Source organism: Cellulomonas sp. (genome assembly GCF_015234515.1).
Classification (GTDB): Bacteria; Actinomycetota; Actinomycetes; order Actinomycetales; family Cellulomonadaceae; genus Cellulomonas.
Window position 1 is genome coordinate 320,617 of record NZ_JADGMY010000028.1, and the last position, 15,433, is coordinate 336,049.

Below are 15,433 nucleotides of genomic sequence, written 5' to 3' on the forward strand. Positions count from 1 at the left end.
GTCCGAGGAGGACGCCATGCGCTACACGATCCTGCTGCACTACCCCGAGATGACGCCCGAGTCGATGGGCGACGACGCCTGGGCCGAGGGTGAGCGCGAGTTCACCGCGTACGCCGCGACGCTGCAGGCCGCCGGGGCCCTGGTCGGCGCGGAGGTGCTGCAGCCCTCGTCCAGCACGACCACGCTGCGCACGGTCGACGGCGTGCTGCAGGTGCAGGACGGGCCGTTCGCGGACACCAAGGAGCAGCTCGGCGGGACGTTCGTCGTCGACGTCCCCGACCTCGACGCGGCGATCGAGCTCGCCCGCCGGGCCCCGGGCGTCTCGTGGGGAGCGGTCGAGGTGCGTCCCGGCGCGCTGTACACCGTGGACGGCGTCTGGACACCCAACGCGTGAGCGCCGCACGGGCGCGGGCGGCCGCCGAGCGCGCCGCCCGCGACTCGTACGGCCGGCTCGTCGCGCTGCTCGCCGCACAGTCGGGGGACCTCGCGCTGGCCGAGGACGCCCTCGCGGACGCGTTCGAGCAGGCGCTGACGCGCTGGCCGGACGACGGCGTGCCGCGCACGCCCGACGCCTGGCTCCTGACCGTGGCCCGCAACCGCATCCGTGACGTGTGGCGCTCGGCGGCGCACCGCCGCACCGCCGCGCTCCCCGACGACGCCGCGAGCACCGACCTGGTCCACGAGGACCCGTTGGCGGACGTCGACCCGGCGGCCATCCCCGACCGTCGCCTGGCACTGCTGTTCGTGTGCGCGCACCCCGCCATCGCGCCGGAGGTCCGCACGCCGCTGATGCTGCAGACCGTGCTCGGGCTGGACTCGGCGCAGGTCGCCACGGCGTTCGCGGTGTCACCGGCCGCGATGCAGCAGCGCCTCGTGCGGGCCAAGCGCCGGATCGCCCGGGCGCGGGTCCCGTTCGCCGTCCCGGACCGCACAGCGATGGCCGAGCGGCTGCCGCCCGTGCTGGAGGCGGTCTACGCCTGCGCCGCCGTCACCTGGCGGCAGGGCGCGCACGACCTCGCCGGGGAGGCCCGGCACCTCGCGCTGGTGCTCGCGGCGCTGCTGGGCGACGAGCCCGAGGCGTGGGCGCTCGCCGCGCTCGTGACCCTCTCGCTCGCCCGCCGGCAGCCGCCCGGTGCGTTCGTACCGCTCGACGAGCAGGACCCCGCGACGTGGGACGCCGACCTCCTCGCGGAGGGCGAGGCGCTGCTGCGCCGCGCGCAGCGGCCCGGAGTGCCCGGGCGGTTCCGCCTGGAGGCGGCGATCCAGGCGGTGCACGCCGACCGGCGTCGCACCGGCCGCACCGACTGGGCGGCGCTGCGCACCCTGTACGTCGCGCTCGACGCGGTCGCGCCGAGCCTGGGCGGGCGGGTCGCGCTGGCCGCGGTCGTCGGGCGGCTGGACGGCGCGGACGCGGGCCTGGCCGCGCTGCCGCCCGAGCCGTCGCCCGCGTTCCAGCCGTGGTGGGCGACGTGGGCGGACCTGCTGGCCCGGGCCGGGCACGGGGTCCGGGCGGCCGCGGCGTTCCGACGCGCGGCCGAGCTGACGGACGACGCCGACGTGCGCGCGTACCTCACGTCTCGCGCGGGGGCGCAGCGCGGCACGTGACGCGCGCTGCGACGACACCTCAGCTCACCGTGAGCACCGTGCCCGCGGGCACCTTGTCCCACAGCAGGTCCAGCACGTCCTCGCTCACGCGGATGCACCCGTTGGAGATGGGCCCGGTGGCCGCGAACGGACTGGTGTGGATCGCCGTGGCGGACGTCCCTGTCGCCGTGTCGTAGACGTCGATGGTCTCGCTCTGGCTCGACAGCAGGAGCACGCGCGGCGTGTAGGTGCCCGGCTGCTCCCACTGCGACCCGACGACGAACTGCGGCACGGCCGGCGTCGGGGTCCCCGGCGCCCCGACGGCCTTCACGGGGACCGTGCTGGTCGTGGTGCCGTCGTCGACCGTGAGCGTCAGCGCCGCGAGGTCCAGGTGCAGCCGCCAGTCGGTCCCCGCCGGCGCGGTGTCGTCCGCGCGGATCCACACGCTGCGTCCGTTCACCTGCGACGCGTCCTGGCTGGGCAGCGCGCCGCGCGTCGCGACGAGCACCCGCAGCCAGCCCCCGCGCTGGTCGATCACCGGCAGCACGGTCGGCACGTCGAGCGTCACCGCGGGCACGGCGGCGACCGGCGTGCCGTGCACCGCGTCGTACCCGGCCGTGTCACGCAGGACGGACGCGGTCTTCCAGGTGCCGAGCGCGGGGTCGTCGTTGCGGCGCTGCTCGAGGCCGTCCGTGCCCGGCAGCCCGGGGACGAGGTTGCGGGGCTCGGCGACCGGCAGGGTCGACAGGTCGACGGCCGGGAGCGTCGGGGGTGCCGGGACAGCCGTCTTGGGAGCGTCGACGGGCGCGCGGACGACGACGGTCTCGGGGGTCGGCGCGTCGGCGCAGCCCGTCACCACCACGGCGCACAGCAGCGCCGCTGCCGCCAGCCGCACCCGCTCGGTCGTCCTCACCCCACCCATCGTGCCCTTTCCACCGTCCCGACCCTACGATCGGCTCCATGGAGCGGCTGTGGCCGCTCACCGGCCGGGGCACGGAGCTGCGGGACGTCGCAGCTGCCGCTCGGCCCGGTGCGGCCGGGATCCTCGTGGCGGGCCCCGCAGGCGTGGGCAAGACGCGGCTCGCGCGCGAGAGCCTCGCGGAGCTCGCGCGCCGCGGCACGCGGGTGGTGTGGGCCGTGGGGAGCGAGGCGACGCGCCCCGTGCCGTTCGGTGCCTTCGCCGGGCTCGTGGACGTGCCGCCGGCGGACGCAGCCCCCGCGGTGGCCCGGATGATCGACCGCCTCGCCCGGCCGGGCCCGTTCGTGCTCGCGGTGGACGACGCCCACCTCCTCGACGACCTCTCCGCCGTCGTCCTCCACCGCGTCGTGCTCCGCGGGATCGCCCCCGCCGTGGTGACGGTGCGCGAGCCGGCGGCCGCACCCGACGTCGTCACCTCCCTGTGGAAGGACGAGCTCCTCCCACGCCTCGACCTCGATCCGCTCGACCTGCCGACGACGACCTCACTCGTGTCCCAGGCCCTGCAGGGGCCGGTCGAGTCCGGGTCCGCGCAGCGGCTGTGGACCCTCACCGGCGGCAGCCCCCTGCTCCTGCGGCACGTCCTCGCCGCCGAGGTCGCGTCGGGGCGTCTCAGCCCGGTCACCGGCCTGTGGCTGTGGTCGGGCGACGTGCAGGTCTCCTCAGGGCTCGCCACGCTCGTGGACCGGGAGATCGGCCGTCTCGAGCCTCCCGTGCGGGACGTCCTCGACCTCGTCGCCCTGGGTGAGCCCCTCGCGTGGGACACGCTGCTGTCGCTCGCGCCGCACACGGCCGTCGACGAGGCGGAACGGCCCGGACTCGTGCGCTCGGACCCGTCGGGCGGGGGAACCGCCCGCCTCGGGCACCCGGTGTACGGCGAGGTCCGCCGGGCACGGATGGGTACCGCCCGGGCGCGCCACCTGCGCGGCAGGCTCGTCTCCCGGCTCGCGACGGACGCGGACCCCATCACCCGAGCGGTCCTGCTGATGGACTCCGACGTGCCCCTGGACCGCGACCTGCTCCTGCAGGCCGCCGGGTCGGCCGTCGCCTTCCACGACCTCCCGCTCGCCGAGCGGCTCGCCCGCGCCGCTGCGGCGGACGGCGGGTGGGACGCGCGCCTGGTGCACGCGGCGACCCTGTCGTGGCTCACGCAGGGGGAGGCCGCCGACGCCGTGCTGCGGGACCTCGTCACCGACGCACCGGGCGGACCGGAGCGCGCCCGGGCCCGCGTCTACCGGGCGGGCAACCTGCTGTTCACGCTGCGCCGCGCCGACGACGCCGCCCGTGTCGCGTCCCAGGCTCTCGGCGACCCGGACGCGGGCGCCGTGCGGATGCTGGTGGAGGCGATGAGCGCCGTGATCGACGTCGCGCACGGCCGGGTGGCGCAGACGCTCGCCCGGTGCTCGGAGCTGGTGGGCCGCGAGCTGCCGGACGACCTGACCCGGTTGCTGGTCGTCTCGGCGCTGGCCGCGGCGGCCGCCGTCCGCGGAGACCTCGACAGCCTGGCGACCGCCGCGGCGGCGGGCGGCGCTGCCAAGCCGCTGCACGGCATCCCGGCATTCGGCTTCGCCGACTGGCTCGTGACCGGCTACCGGCTCGCCGGGCTGCCGTCAGCGGCGCAGGACGTCGTCCGTGGGCTCGTCGCGTCGTCCGCCGACCTCCCCGGTCCCGCACGGCCGATGGGACTCGTGCTGGCGGGGCATGCCTCACTCGCCGCCGGACGCCCCCGCGACGCGCTGGGTCCGCTGCGCGAGGCGTGGGCGATGCTGGACCGCTCGGAGCACGAGTTCCGGTTCCGTTGCCGCACCCTGCTGGCGACGGCACAGGCTCTGGCCGGCCGGCCCGAGGCCGCGCTGCCGCTGCTCGCCGAGCCGCAGCGACACCCGGCGTACACGCTGCACGAGCCCGACGACCTCCTCGCGCGCGCGTGGGCCGCGGGCGCCGAAGGGGCCGTGACCGAGGCGGTGCGCCACGCGGAGACCGCCGCCGCGACGGCCCGCCGCCAGGACTCCCCCGCGTTCGAGGTGCTGGCGTGGCAGGCGGCGACGCAGCTCGGCGGCTCCCCGCTCGCGGAGCAGCGGCTGGCCGAGCTCGTCGTCGGCACGCCTCTCCCCCGGGCGACGGCCGCCCTGCGCCATGCTCGCGCGCACGCGGCCCAGGCCCCCGACGCCCTCGTCGCCGCGGCGCACGACTGGGAGCAGCTCGGGGACCTGGTCGCCGCGGGAGACGCCGCAGCGCAGGCGTCGGACCTCCATCGCCGGAGCGGACGCCGCGGCTCGGCGTTGTCCGCGGCCACCTACGCGCAGACGGTCGCGCGGCGTTCCGGCGCCCGGACGCCCGCGCTGCTCACCGCCGTGCACCCCCTGCCCCTGACGGCGCGCGAGCGGGAGGCCGCCGCCCTCGTGGCGCGGGGTCTGAGCAACCGGGAGATCGCCGAGCGCCTCGTCGTGTCCGTGCGGACCGTCGAGGGCCACCTCTACCGCGCGGGACGCAAGCTCGGTGTCGCCGATCGCGCGGCGATGGCCGCCGTCGTCGGCGACCACGGATTCGAGTAGCCCACTACCTGCAGGCGGCGCCCCCTGCCGCGCGACGCTGGACGCTCCTCTCCGCACAGACTGGAGCAACGCCATGAGCGCCACGTACGTCGGCCCCGACGAGGGCCTGCACCACCGCATGATCGACGGCGACCACGTGACGAAGGCGCAGGTGAAGGACGCCGTCGGCGCCTTCGAGGTCTTCGAGATCGTCGCCACCGCAGAACAGGCCGCCCCACCGCACGTCTCCCCGTGGACCGGTGTGATGTACGTGCTCGAGGGGGAGGTGACCGCGACGGTCGCGGACGACACGTACCGCGTGGGGCCCGGCGGTCTGGTGACGCTGCCGGCCGGCACGCCCGTGACCTTCGCCGCCAGCAGCGCGACCGCCCGCTTCCTCGCCATCACCTCAGGCGACCGCGCCGGAGCCTTCTTCGCCGACCTGGCGCAGACCGTGCCGCCCGACGCACCACTGGACGAGGCGATGACGGCCGTCGCCACGGTCACCGCCCGGCACGGTGTGTCGGTGACGGCGGGCGGTGCGTCATGAGCCCGCGCAAGCCCGACGCGTCCGTGTCGGTGCGCGAACACGACGGGCCCCCTTCGGTCCGCGAGCACGACGGGTCCCTGGCGGTGCGTGGGTACGAGGCCGCGGCCGCCGCCTGGTTCGCCCGGCCGGCGCCGGACGTCGATCTCTCGCCACCGCCCGCGGACGAGGCCGAGGCGGACGCGAGATCGTTCGCGGCCGCGGCGACCACCCTGCTGCACGACCACCAGCAGGCGCTCGACGGGAAGGGGGTGCCGACCTCGGCACGCGTCACCGAGAGCCTGTTCACCCATCGGTTCGTCCCGGACGTCGCCTCGGTGGTCGGCGACACGACGAGCATCCTCCTGCCGACCACGTGCCGCCTCGTGGCACCGCCCTACGACCAGAGCTGGACCCTCGGTCCGGGCTCCCAGGCGCAGCACAAGTTCGGCGACCTCATGTGCTCTGGCACGGACGGCTCCAGCGCCGCTGCCCTGGGTCTCTACCTCTCTTCGGACTCCGCGACGGATGTCTCCCTCACCCCGGAGGGACGGTTCACCTTCGTGTGCATGCCGCTGTCGCCGGACATGACGCACTACGCCGGGCGCGGTGGTCTGGCGATCACGATCTACCGCGCCGGGAGCGACCGGCCCGCGTACTCCCGCCAGGTCACCCTGTGGGACGTCCGCGGCAGCTCACTGCCCAAGAACCCGGACCCGCGCGCCGGCTCGGTGCCGCACGGAGCGAGCGGTGGCGGGAGCCTCGCGGACGCGTCGTCACCGCCCGTCGCCGGGAGCTTCGGCTCCTTCCCCCTGGCGCCCGTCGGCCTCGCGCTCCGCCCCGGCGTGAAGTCCCTCGTGTGGGTGTGGGCGTGGCAGGTCTGCGCGCGCAGCTCGCTCGCCCTGTCGATGATCTCGGTGAAGATGCCGGCCGTCCGCGTCTGCACCGTCCCGCCCCTCGTCCTGCACTGAGTGCCCGGGGTGGGCCCGGGTGACCGGTGACCGACCGTGGCGACGGTGTCGTCAGACCGCGCCGTCCACCGCCAGCGCGTCGGTGAGCAACCCCACCAGCGCGTCGAGCTGCACGTCCGACGACCCCTCGGACTCCTCCTCGCTCGCACCGTCCAGCGCCCGGGCGGCCAGCCCGGACTTGCTGTCGATGAGCTCGGCGATCCGGGCGTCGATGGTCTGCGCCGCGATGATGCGCCACGCGGTGACCGGCTCGTCCTGTCCGATCCGGTGGATCCGGTCGATCGCCTGCGTCTGCTCGGCGTCGGTCCACGACAGCTCGGCCAGCACGAGGTTGGACGCGACCTGCAGGTTCAGGCCGACGCCCGCGGCCATCAGGGAGCACACCGCGATCGAGACCTCGGGGTCCTCGACGAACGCCTTGACGTTCTTGGCGCGCGTCCGCGGTGTCTGGTCGCCGCGGATCGAGGCGTAGCGGATGCCGCGTTCGGCGAAGGTCTTCTCGGCGTGGTCCATGACGTCGATGTGCTTGGCGAAGAACACGACCTTGCCGACGTTGCGCGCGAGCTGTGCGGCGTAGTCCGCGGCCAGCCCGGCCTTGGCCTGGCCGATGCGGCGGACCATGGTGAAGACGTTCTCGCCGCCCGCCTTGGAGCTGGAGTCCTTGAGCTCGGAGGCGGCGACGCGGCGTGCGAGGTCGAGGTCGACGCCGTCGACGGCGGTGTCGCCCCCGCGCGCCTGCAGGGCCGCGCGGTACCGGCTGACCAGGCGCTGCGCGAGCGCGGCCTCGGCGGCGCGGATCGAGCGGCCGACCGCCCCGTCGAGCTCGACGGGCAGGTCCGCGACGCGGCGGGCCGGGATGTCGGCGACCACGTCGGCCTTGCGGCGACGCACGATGCCCATGTCGATGACGGCGGCACGCGCCGCGGCGGAGAACCCGCGGTCGGCCGGGGTCAGCCCCGTGTCCTCGAGCGCCGTCATCAACGCACCCAGCGGCTTGGTCTCGTCGATCCAGCCGAGGAACTGCCAGATGGCGCGGAAGTCCTCGATGTCGTTGATCAGCGGCGTGCCGGTCAGCGCCATCAGCAGCGGCCGCGCCATGCGGGCGCGGATCCGCTCGGACAGCGCGAGCACGTGCTTGGAGCGCTGCGAGCTGGTGTTCTTGATGAAGTGCGCCTCGTCGACGACCATCCCGCGGAAGCCGTGGTCGCCGAGCCACCCGACGTGCCGGTCGAGGATGTCGTAGTTGACGATCACGACGTCCGCGAACGCGTCGACGTCGTCACCGTCACCGTGGACGACGGTCGCCCGCCGCAGCGGGACCCACAGCCCGACCTCGTGCGCCCAGTTCGTCTTCACGACGTTGGGGACGACGACGAGGAGCGGGAACGCGTCGGCGGCCTGGGCGGCGAGCAGCGCCTGGGCCGTCTTGCCGAGACCGGGCTCGTCGGCGAGCAGGAACGTGCGGTGGCCACGGACCGCGGCCGCGACGACCTGCGCCTGGTGCGGCATGAGCTCGCGGCCGGGAGGCGTGGGCACGAAGCGCGGCTCGGGGAGTGCCATGCACGCGGGTGCACCGGGGGTGGCGTCCTCGAACGAGCGGAAGAGCGGTTCGAGCAGCTCCCAGCCGGCGAGCCGACGCGGGCGCGCGACGACCCGCTGGGCGGCCGCCTCGAAGTCGGGTGCGAGGAACGGGTTCGCCAGCCGCCGCGAGATGACGGACTGCGGGACGACCCGCTTCTCGACGCCCGGCGCGGGCGGGGGCGGCGGGGCAGGCTCGGGCTCCTCGGGCGGCTCCAGGCCGCCGGCGCGCATCACGGTCGCCTTGTAGGCGCGTGCCGCGTCCGAGACGCGCGCCTCGTCCGTCAGCAGCTCCAGCAGCGAGGTGTCACGGGCCGCGGTCTTCGCCAGCTGGGTCGCGACGCCGTCGAGCCGCTTGAGCTGCTCCGCGCGCCGCGCCTGCGGGAGGGTGGCGTCCGCCATGACCCGGGCGCGCTCCTCGCGCACGATCAGGGCGACGACCTGGAACTTCGTGCGCACGGCGGCACGGGTGGGCGGTCGCTGGACCGCACCGTCGACCTCACGGGCAAGCCCCGCGAGCACCGGGATGATCCCCTGCTCGCTGGGACGCGGAGCACGGCGGCGCTGCGCGCCGACGTCGCTGCGTCCGCGGCCGGAGCCGCGCTGGCCTGCTCGTGCCACATCTCCTCCTTCGCGCCCGTCCGCACCGCGGTCCGCGGTCCGGCACGCCATGCCCCACCCAGCCAGGACCGGTCGCGCCGGGGCAGTGCCCCGTACTGCCGGGCAGCGCCCGGGGCCGACAGGGCGTGAGCTCCTGCGGGTGAGCGCGCCGTGAGACCGCGCAGCTTCCCCCGTGCGCGCGCCTACGGGTCCGTGCTGACGCCGGTGGTGCCACTCGGCCGGACGCCGCCGTGAACGACCACGCGGCACGGTCCTGGCCCTGCTCCATCACCAGCTGATCGAAAGCCTACCGCCGAGTAGTCCTGCGCAGGCCCGCCACGCTCACGACGACGTGGTCGCGCGCGTCACGGACGCCCCGGCCCTGACCGCGCGAGGGATCTCGGCGACGTCGTCCACCACGGCGAGGAGACGCTCGACGTCCTCGGACGCGGACGGGGTGTCGAGGTCGACCGCGTACGTGATGCCGGTGGACGCCCAGCTGCCGTCGAAGCCGCCCCGTGCGGCGACCCGCACGCCGTGCAGCACGACGCCCAGGCGGTCCGCCTCCCGGTAGAGGTCGTTGAGGACGCACCCGGCGACGGCGGTGTGCAGCAGGTGCGCGCCGGTGAACGGCGCCTCGATCGTCACGCCCTGGGCGGTCCACCGGTGCGGGACCGTCGTCGCGTCCGGCTCCGGCGAGCGCAGGCTTCCCGCGGCCACGACCACGGCGTACGTCTGCGACATGCGCGCTCCTTCGTCCGGACGGGGCCATGCTCCACCCTCAGGCTGCCGGCGCACCACCCTCACCTGGTGGGTGCTCACCTCCGAGCCGGCGCAGCGGCAGCCACGCCCGGAAGCTACCGCCGAGTACCCCGGCACCCCCGCGCGAGACGTGCAGGGTCCACCCGAAAACCAGCCACGCGGCCCACTCCCCCGTCGCTACGCTGCTCGCGCTCGCCCGGGACCCTCCCGGGCCACCTCCCCGGGAGTCCCCGTGTCTGACAACCCCGCCGACGTCGTGACGACGCCGGCCGCACCCGTTCGCGAGAACGTCCGCCGCGGGACGCTCGCCGCCCTGGCCACCGTCCCCCTGGGCGTGGCGGCCTGGGTCCTGATCTGGGGACTGGGCTACGTGACCGCGATCGTCGGCGCCGTCGTCGCCTTCGTCGCGCTCCGCCTGTACGTGTGGGGAGCGGGTCGGATCAGCCGCCTCGGCGCCACCGTCGTGCTCGTGACGACGGCCGTCACGCTGCTCCTCGCCTTCTTCGCCGGCATGGTCTACGACGGCGCGACCGCGTTCGTCGAGGGCAGCGGGCTCAGCGCCTGGGCCGCTCTCACGCACGGCGAGTTCTGGCCGCTGTTCTTCGAGGTCCTGCCCGACGCGCTGCCCGACTACCTGCCGGACTTCGGCTGGGCCCTCGGGTTCGGCGCGCTCGGCTCCTTCGCGGTCCTGCGGTCGGCCTTCGCCGCGGCGAAGACGCCGGACGAGGCTCCGGTGCCCGCCGCCGAGGCGTACGGCGTCGGCGCCTTCGGTGCCGGGGCGTCCGGCGCCGAGGCCGCTCCGGTCGCCGCGCCCGAGACCGGGCCGGGCGTCACGCCCGCACCGGCGAACGACCACCAGGGCATGCCCGGCCCGCTCTGACGCCTCGACGAGGGGCCGCCGAACCGTCAGGGTCTCGGCGGCCCCTCGCCGTTCACGCGGTCGTCGTTCACGCGGTCGTCGTTCACGCGCGGTCGTCGCTCACGTCCGCCCCGTCGCTCAGCCCTGCGCCGCGTGCCACTGCGCCAGCCGCCGCAGCCCTTCGTCGATCGTCACCTCGGGGCGCCACCGCAGGTCGGCACGCGTGCGGCGCTGGTCGAACCAGTGCGCCGTCGACAGCTGCTCGGCGAGGAACCGCGTCATGGGCGGCTCCCCGTCGGTGCCGCGCAGCGGGAGCCGGCCCCAGGCGGTCTCGACCGCGGCGCCCGCACCGCGAGCCACCGCGCCGGGCACGCGGGCCGTCGGCGGAGGCGCACCGACGGCCGCACAGATCCCCGCGAGCATCTCGGCGACCGTGCGCGGCTCGCCGTTGGTGACGACGTAGGCCCGGCCCCGCACGGCACCGTCGTCGTCGCCGAGCCGGTGCAGCGCGGCGACCAGCGCCGACGCCGCGTTGTCGAGGTACGTCGTGTCGATGAGCGCCGCGCCGTGGCCCAGCAGCGGGAGCCGTCCGGCCCGTGCCCGCTGCGCGACGCGCGCGACGAGCTGCTCGTCGCCCGGCCCCCAGACGATGTGCGGCCGGACGGCCACGACCCGCAGGGCACCGTCGGCGTCGAGCGCGAGGAGCTCGGCCTCCGCCTTGGTGCGCGCGTAGTCGCCGTGCGCGCGCTGCGGGTCGGCGCGCGGCGCGTCGTCCCCGACGATCGCCGTCCCCGTGTGCGCGACGGACGGTGACGACACGTGCACCACGTCGGTGACGCCGCGGCGTGCGGCCGCGGCGAGCAGCGTGCGCGTGCCGTCGACGTTGACGCGGCGGAAGTCGGCCGCGTCGCCCGCGAGCGACACCTTCGCCGCCAGGTGCACGACCGCGTCGACGCCACGGACGGCGCGGTCGACGGCGTCGTGGTCCGTCACCGAGCCGAGGACGTCCTGGACGCCGTCGAGGCCGCTGGGCCGGCGCTGGAACGTCCGGACCTCGTGCCCGACGTCGCGCAGCCGTGCGCCGGTGGTGCGTCCCAGCAGGCCGGACGCTCCCGTGACCAGCACCTTCACGGCCGGCCCAGCCGTCCGCCGGCGAGCACGCCCTCGGCCCATGCCGCGAGCCGGGTGCGGTCGACCTTGGAGTTGTGGCGGACGTCGGTCGGCAGGTCGGGCACGACGAGCACCGCCGCGACGGCCGGACCGACGGCGGCGCGCACGGCGGCCGTGAGCGCGGGCGTCCCGAGCGCCGGCCGGCGCGCGCCCGGCTCGGTCTCCACCACGACGACGACCTGCTGCGTGCCCCGCGGCCCCACCCCGACGACGCCCGCGCGCCGCACCCCGGGGACGGACTGCGCGCGCTGCTCGGGGCCGACCGGGGTGACGGGCCCGTCCGCGGTGAGCAGGACGTGCGCGAGCCGCCCCTCGACCCACAGCCGGCCCTCGGCGTCCAGGTGCCCGACGTCACCGGTCCGGTGCCAGCGCGCACCGGGTGCCACGCCGTCGAGCGCGTCCTGCGCGTCGGGCACCCGAGGTCCGTCGCCGTCCGGCGTCCCGCGCCGGCTCTCGCGGTCCGTCAGCCACAGCCGGTCGTAGTGGTCCTTCACGTGCGCCGCGGCGACGACGACCTCGCCGGTCACGCCGGGCGTCGCGTCCAGGGGCCCGGTCGCGCGCCCGTCGGCGTCGAGCGCGCTGATCCGCACGGTCACGCCGGCCGCGGGCCGTCCGACGCACACCCCTCCCGCCGCCCCGCCGGACCCGGCGGCGCGGATCTCCTCGAGCGTCACGTCGGTGAGCAGCAGGCCCTCGGTCATGCCGTACGGCGTGTGCGGCACCGCGCCGGGCAGCAGGTCGCCGACCGCCGCGAGCAGCGCCTCCCCGACGGGTGCACCCGCGGACAGCAGGAGCCCGACGCGACCGAGGGCGCGCTCGTCGTCGGCCGTGAGGTCGCCCGCCGTCGCGACGACGTTGGCGAGGGCCGCGGGCGACAGGAACACCGCGGTCGGGCCGGGAAGGTCGACGGTGGCGGCCTCGACGGCGGCCGCGACCGCCCGCGCGGTGAGCGTGCGCGGGGACGTGACGTCCATGTCGGGCGTGACCGAGCGGCAGCCGAGCGCGGGGCCGAGCAGCGCGAACGGTGCGAAGCCCGCGACCAGGCCCGTCCCGACGCCCAGGCCGTACTGCGCCGCGAGCGCGTCGCGCATCGCCGAGAGCTGCGCGTGCGTGTACGCGACGCCCTTGGCGGGGCCGGTGGACCCCGACGTGAACAGGATGGCCGCGACGTCGTCGGGTGCCGGCTCGGGCGGCAGCTCGGTCCCGACGCCGAGGTCGACCAGGTCGGGCAGGCTCACCTCGACGCCGAGCACGGCTGCGGTGGCCGGGGGCAGCGTCGTCGTCGACACGCGACGCCCCGGCCAGCCGAGGGCACGCGCCGCGGCCAGGCCCTTGCGCTCCCCCACCACGACGGTCGGTTGCGCACCACGGACGGCCCGCGTCAGGCCGCGGGCACCGAGCCCGGCGTCCGCGACGACGACGACGGCCCCGATCCGCAGGCACGCGTAGAGGGTCGCGGTCAGGTCGGCCCCGGGCGGGACGAGCAGCGACACCCGGTCCCCGCGGCGCACACCGGCCGCGTGCAGCCCCGCCGCGAGCTCACGCACGCGCCGCGCGAGCAGACGCCACGTGACGGTCCGCACGCCCCCACCGGTGGGCGGCGCCATCTCGACGAGCGCCGTCGAGTCGTCGTCGGCCAGGTCGTCGAGCCGGCGCCACAGCGGCGCCCGGGCGTCGTTCGCGGCGGTGGTGTCGGCGCGCGTCGCGGCGGTGGTGTCGGCGCGCGTCGCGGCAGTGCCGTCCGGGCCCGTCGCGCGGCGGTCCGCGAGCCACGTCGTGACGGCGCCCGCGACGTCGACGTCCTCGGCGACCAGGTGCCCCGCGCCCTCGAAGCGGTGCACCTGCGCCTGCGGCAGCCGCGCGAGCAGGTCCCCGAGGTGGGCCTCACCGAAGACGGGGTCCCGCGGGCCCCACAGCACCAGCGCCGGGACGTCGAGGCCACGGACGCGCTCCGCGACGCGGTCGAGCTCGTCCACGCTCGGGTGCCCGGGACCGACGGGGATGTCCGCGACGAACGCGCCGATCCCCGCGCGGCGCTCGGCCGTGCGGTACGGCGCCCGGTAGGCGTCCTTGACGTCGTCGGGCAGCGACGGGTGCGCGAGCGCGAGCGTCGTCTCGAGGAACGCGGGCGTCGCGACCGTCGACGGCGCGAGCGCGCCGAGCGCGAGGCGCAGCGGCAGCGGGATCGGCCGGTCCGGCGGCTGGTGCACCGCCGTGTCGAGCAGGACGACGCCCGCGAGCGCGTCGACGTGGTCGACGGCCCAGCCGAGCGAGACGACGCCACCCCAGTCGTGCCCCACCGTGACGACAGGCCCCTCCAGCGCGAGCGCGTCGGTGAGGTCGCCGAGGTCCCGCACGCGGCGGCGCAGCGTCCGGTGCGTGCCCGTCCGCTCGGAGAAGCCCATCTCCAGCTGGTCGACGGCGACGACGCGCCACGCGCCCGGGCCGTCGTCGGCGTGCGCGGCGGCGAGCGTGGCGGCGGCGAGGTCGCGCCACAGGTACGCCCACGTGGGGTTGCCGTGCACGCACAGCAGCGTCCCGACGGGCGTGACGCCCCGGGCGGCGAGGGCCGGTGCGGTGTCGAGCACGTGCCAGGTGCGCTCGACGGCGGGCGTGCCGTCGGCGGGCGTCCCGGGTGACCCCGGCAGCGGCGTCTCCCGCGCGGTCACGAGCCGCGACCACGCGGGGTCGAGGCCCGGCAGGCCGTCCGGCGGGAGCTGTGCGGGCGCGGGCGTCGGCGCGGGCAGCCGGCCGGCCGGCCCCGTGGTGGGACGTGTCACCAGGCGAGCTCCAGCATCGCGGTGTTGATCCCGGAGCCGACGCCCATGAGCAGCACGCGGTCCCCCGGCGTCAGGCTCGACGCCTCGTGGGCCAGCGTGATCGGGATCGACGCCGGTCCGACGTTGCCGAACCGCGGGTACGTCAGCGGCACGCGCGCCCGGTCGAGCTTGGCCGCCTTGATGATCGCGTCGGTGTGCACGTCGGAGACCTGGTGCATCACGTAGCGGTCCATGTGGGACCACTCGAAGTGCTCGCGGGCCTCCTCCCACGCGGCCATGACGAGCTGCATGCCGCCGCGCAGCAGCGCCTTCGCGTCCGTGTACATGCCGTTGACGCCGCCGACGCACAGCTCGTTGAACTGCGTCGCGGCGCGGGTCACGCCGCCCAGCAGGCGGTGCCCGGAGGGGTGCGCGTCGGCGGGGCCGAGGACCGCGGCGGCCGCGCCCGAGCCGAGCGTGAGGGTGGGGAACTCGCGCATGAAGTCCGCGCGCGTCGTGCCGTCGCGGGACAGCCGCGCGACGGTGTTGTGCTGGACCTCGTCGGCGTCCTCGCCGTCGACGACCAGCGCGTACTCGATCTGCCCGGCGTCGATCAGCTGGGCCGCGAGGCTCATGCCGTTGACGAACCCGAGGCACGCGTTGGCGATGTCGAAGTTCACGGCCGACGACGGCAGGCCCAGGCCGTGGTGCATGCGCACCGCGACGGAGGGCTCGAGGTGCGGGCGCGTGACCGACGTGTTGACGATCAGGCCGATCCGCCCGCGGTCGACACCGGCCTCGGCGAGCGCCTTCGCGCCCGCCTCGATGGTCGCGGCGTCGAAGCTCTGCCCCTGCGCCCAGTTGCGGCGCTCGTGGACGCCCGCGATGCGCTCGAGCAGGCCCGTCGGCAGCGAAAGCCGCTCCAGGACGGGCCGCAGCCGGCCGTCGAGCTCCGCGGACGTGGTCACGCGGTCAGGTGTGACGGCGGCCAGGGACAGCAGGGCCGCGTTGCGGAATGTCGTTGTCGCGTTGCCTGCCACTCACACGCCTCTCCAGGTCACGGAGAGCCCATCCTCCCCTGGCCGGCCGGAGCGTGCACGGCGGTGGGCGGCGC

12 protein-coding genes are annotated in these 15,433 nt (G+C 76.2%); 6 read left to right on the top strand and 6 right to left on the bottom strand.

All coding sequences use genetic code 11. The features are described from left to right. Positions 1-16: 16 nt before the first annotated feature. The gene (locus IR158_RS15035; RefSeq protein ID WP_291814223.1) at positions 17-394 is read left to right on the top strand and encodes a YciI family protein; all 378 of its coding nucleotides are present in this window, start codon (positions 17-19) and stop codon (positions 392-394) included. Continuing rightward, positions 391-1,605: a DUF6596 domain-containing protein gene (locus IR158_RS15040; protein ID WP_291814224.1), complete on the top strand. Its 1,215-nt coding sequence runs from the start codon at positions 391-393 to the stop codon at positions 1,603-1,605. Before IR158_RS15035 ends, IR158_RS15040 begins: the two co-directional genes overlap by 4 nt. A 19-nt stretch (positions 1,606-1,624) precedes the next feature. Here IR158_RS15040 and IR158_RS15045 read toward each other — a convergent pair whose 3' ends face one another. Then, a complete protein-coding gene (locus IR158_RS15045; RefSeq protein ID WP_291814225.1) occupies positions 1,625-2,497 on the bottom strand; it encodes a L,D-transpeptidase in 873 nt (290 codons plus the stop codon). Positions 2,498-2,544: 47 nt separating this feature from the next. Between IR158_RS15045 and IR158_RS15050 the strand changes: the two genes are divergently transcribed. From IR158_RS15050 to IR158_RS15060, 3 genes are all read left to right on the top strand, one after another. Continuing rightward, on the top strand, positions 2,545-5,115 hold the full coding sequence (locus IR158_RS15050) for a LuxR family transcriptional regulator (protein ID WP_291814226.1): 2,571 nt from the start codon (positions 2,545-2,547) through the stop codon (positions 5,113-5,115). 73 nt (positions 5,116-5,188) lie between these two features. After that, a complete protein-coding gene (locus tag IR158_RS15055) occupies positions 5,189-5,644 on the top strand; it encodes a cupin domain-containing protein (RefSeq protein ID WP_291814227.1) in 456 nt (151 codons plus the stop codon). Continuing rightward, on the top strand, positions 5,641-6,591 hold the full coding sequence (locus tag IR158_RS15060; RefSeq protein ID WP_291814228.1) for a hypothetical protein: 951 nt from the start codon (positions 5,641-5,643) through the stop codon (positions 6,589-6,591). Before IR158_RS15055 ends, IR158_RS15060 begins: the two co-directional genes overlap by 4 nt. A gap of 51 nt (positions 6,592-6,642) precedes the next feature. Here IR158_RS15060 and IR158_RS15065 read toward each other — a convergent pair whose 3' ends face one another. Further along, a complete protein-coding gene (locus tag IR158_RS15065; protein ID WP_291814229.1) occupies positions 6,643-8,790 on the bottom strand; it encodes a DEAD/DEAH box helicase in 2,148 nt (715 codons plus the stop codon). A 321-nt stretch (positions 8,791-9,111) separates the two neighbouring features. Next, positions 9,112-9,513, bottom strand: a complete 402-nt coding sequence (locus IR158_RS15070) for an OsmC family protein (protein ID WP_291814230.1) — start codon at positions 9,511-9,513, stop codon at positions 9,112-9,114. Between the two features lie 250 nt (positions 9,514-9,763). Here IR158_RS15070 and IR158_RS15075 point away from each other — a divergent pair, with 250 nt between their 5' ends. After that, the gene (locus IR158_RS15075) at positions 9,764-10,411 is read left to right on the top strand and encodes a hypothetical protein (protein WP_291814231.1); all 648 of its coding nucleotides are present in this window, start codon (positions 9,764-9,766) and stop codon (positions 10,409-10,411) included. Positions 10,412-10,528: 117 nt separating this feature from the next. Here the strand turns inward: IR158_RS15075 and IR158_RS15080 are convergent, their stop codons facing one another. From IR158_RS15080 to IR158_RS15090, 3 genes are read right to left on the bottom strand one after another with little or no spacing between them, the layout of a single operon-like run. Continuing rightward, the gene (locus tag IR158_RS15080; RefSeq protein ID WP_291814232.1) at positions 10,529-11,521 is read right to left on the bottom strand and encodes an NAD(P)-dependent oxidoreductase; all 993 of its coding nucleotides are present in this window, start codon (positions 11,519-11,521) and stop codon (positions 10,529-10,531) included. Then, positions 11,518-14,340, bottom strand: a complete 2,823-nt coding sequence (locus tag IR158_RS15085) for an alpha/beta fold hydrolase (protein ID WP_291814233.1) — start codon at positions 14,338-14,340, stop codon at positions 11,518-11,520. The genes IR158_RS15080 and IR158_RS15085 overlap by 4 nt, the downstream gene beginning before the upstream one ends. Next, positions 14,337-15,359 carry a 3-oxoacyl-ACP synthase III gene (locus IR158_RS15090; RefSeq protein ID WP_291814234.1) on the bottom strand — a complete coding sequence of 341 codons (1,023 nt, stop codon included), beginning with the start codon at positions 15,357-15,359 and terminating at the stop codon, positions 14,337-14,339. The genes IR158_RS15085 and IR158_RS15090 overlap by 4 nt, the downstream gene beginning before the upstream one ends. Positions 15,360-15,433: the final 74 nt, after the last annotated feature.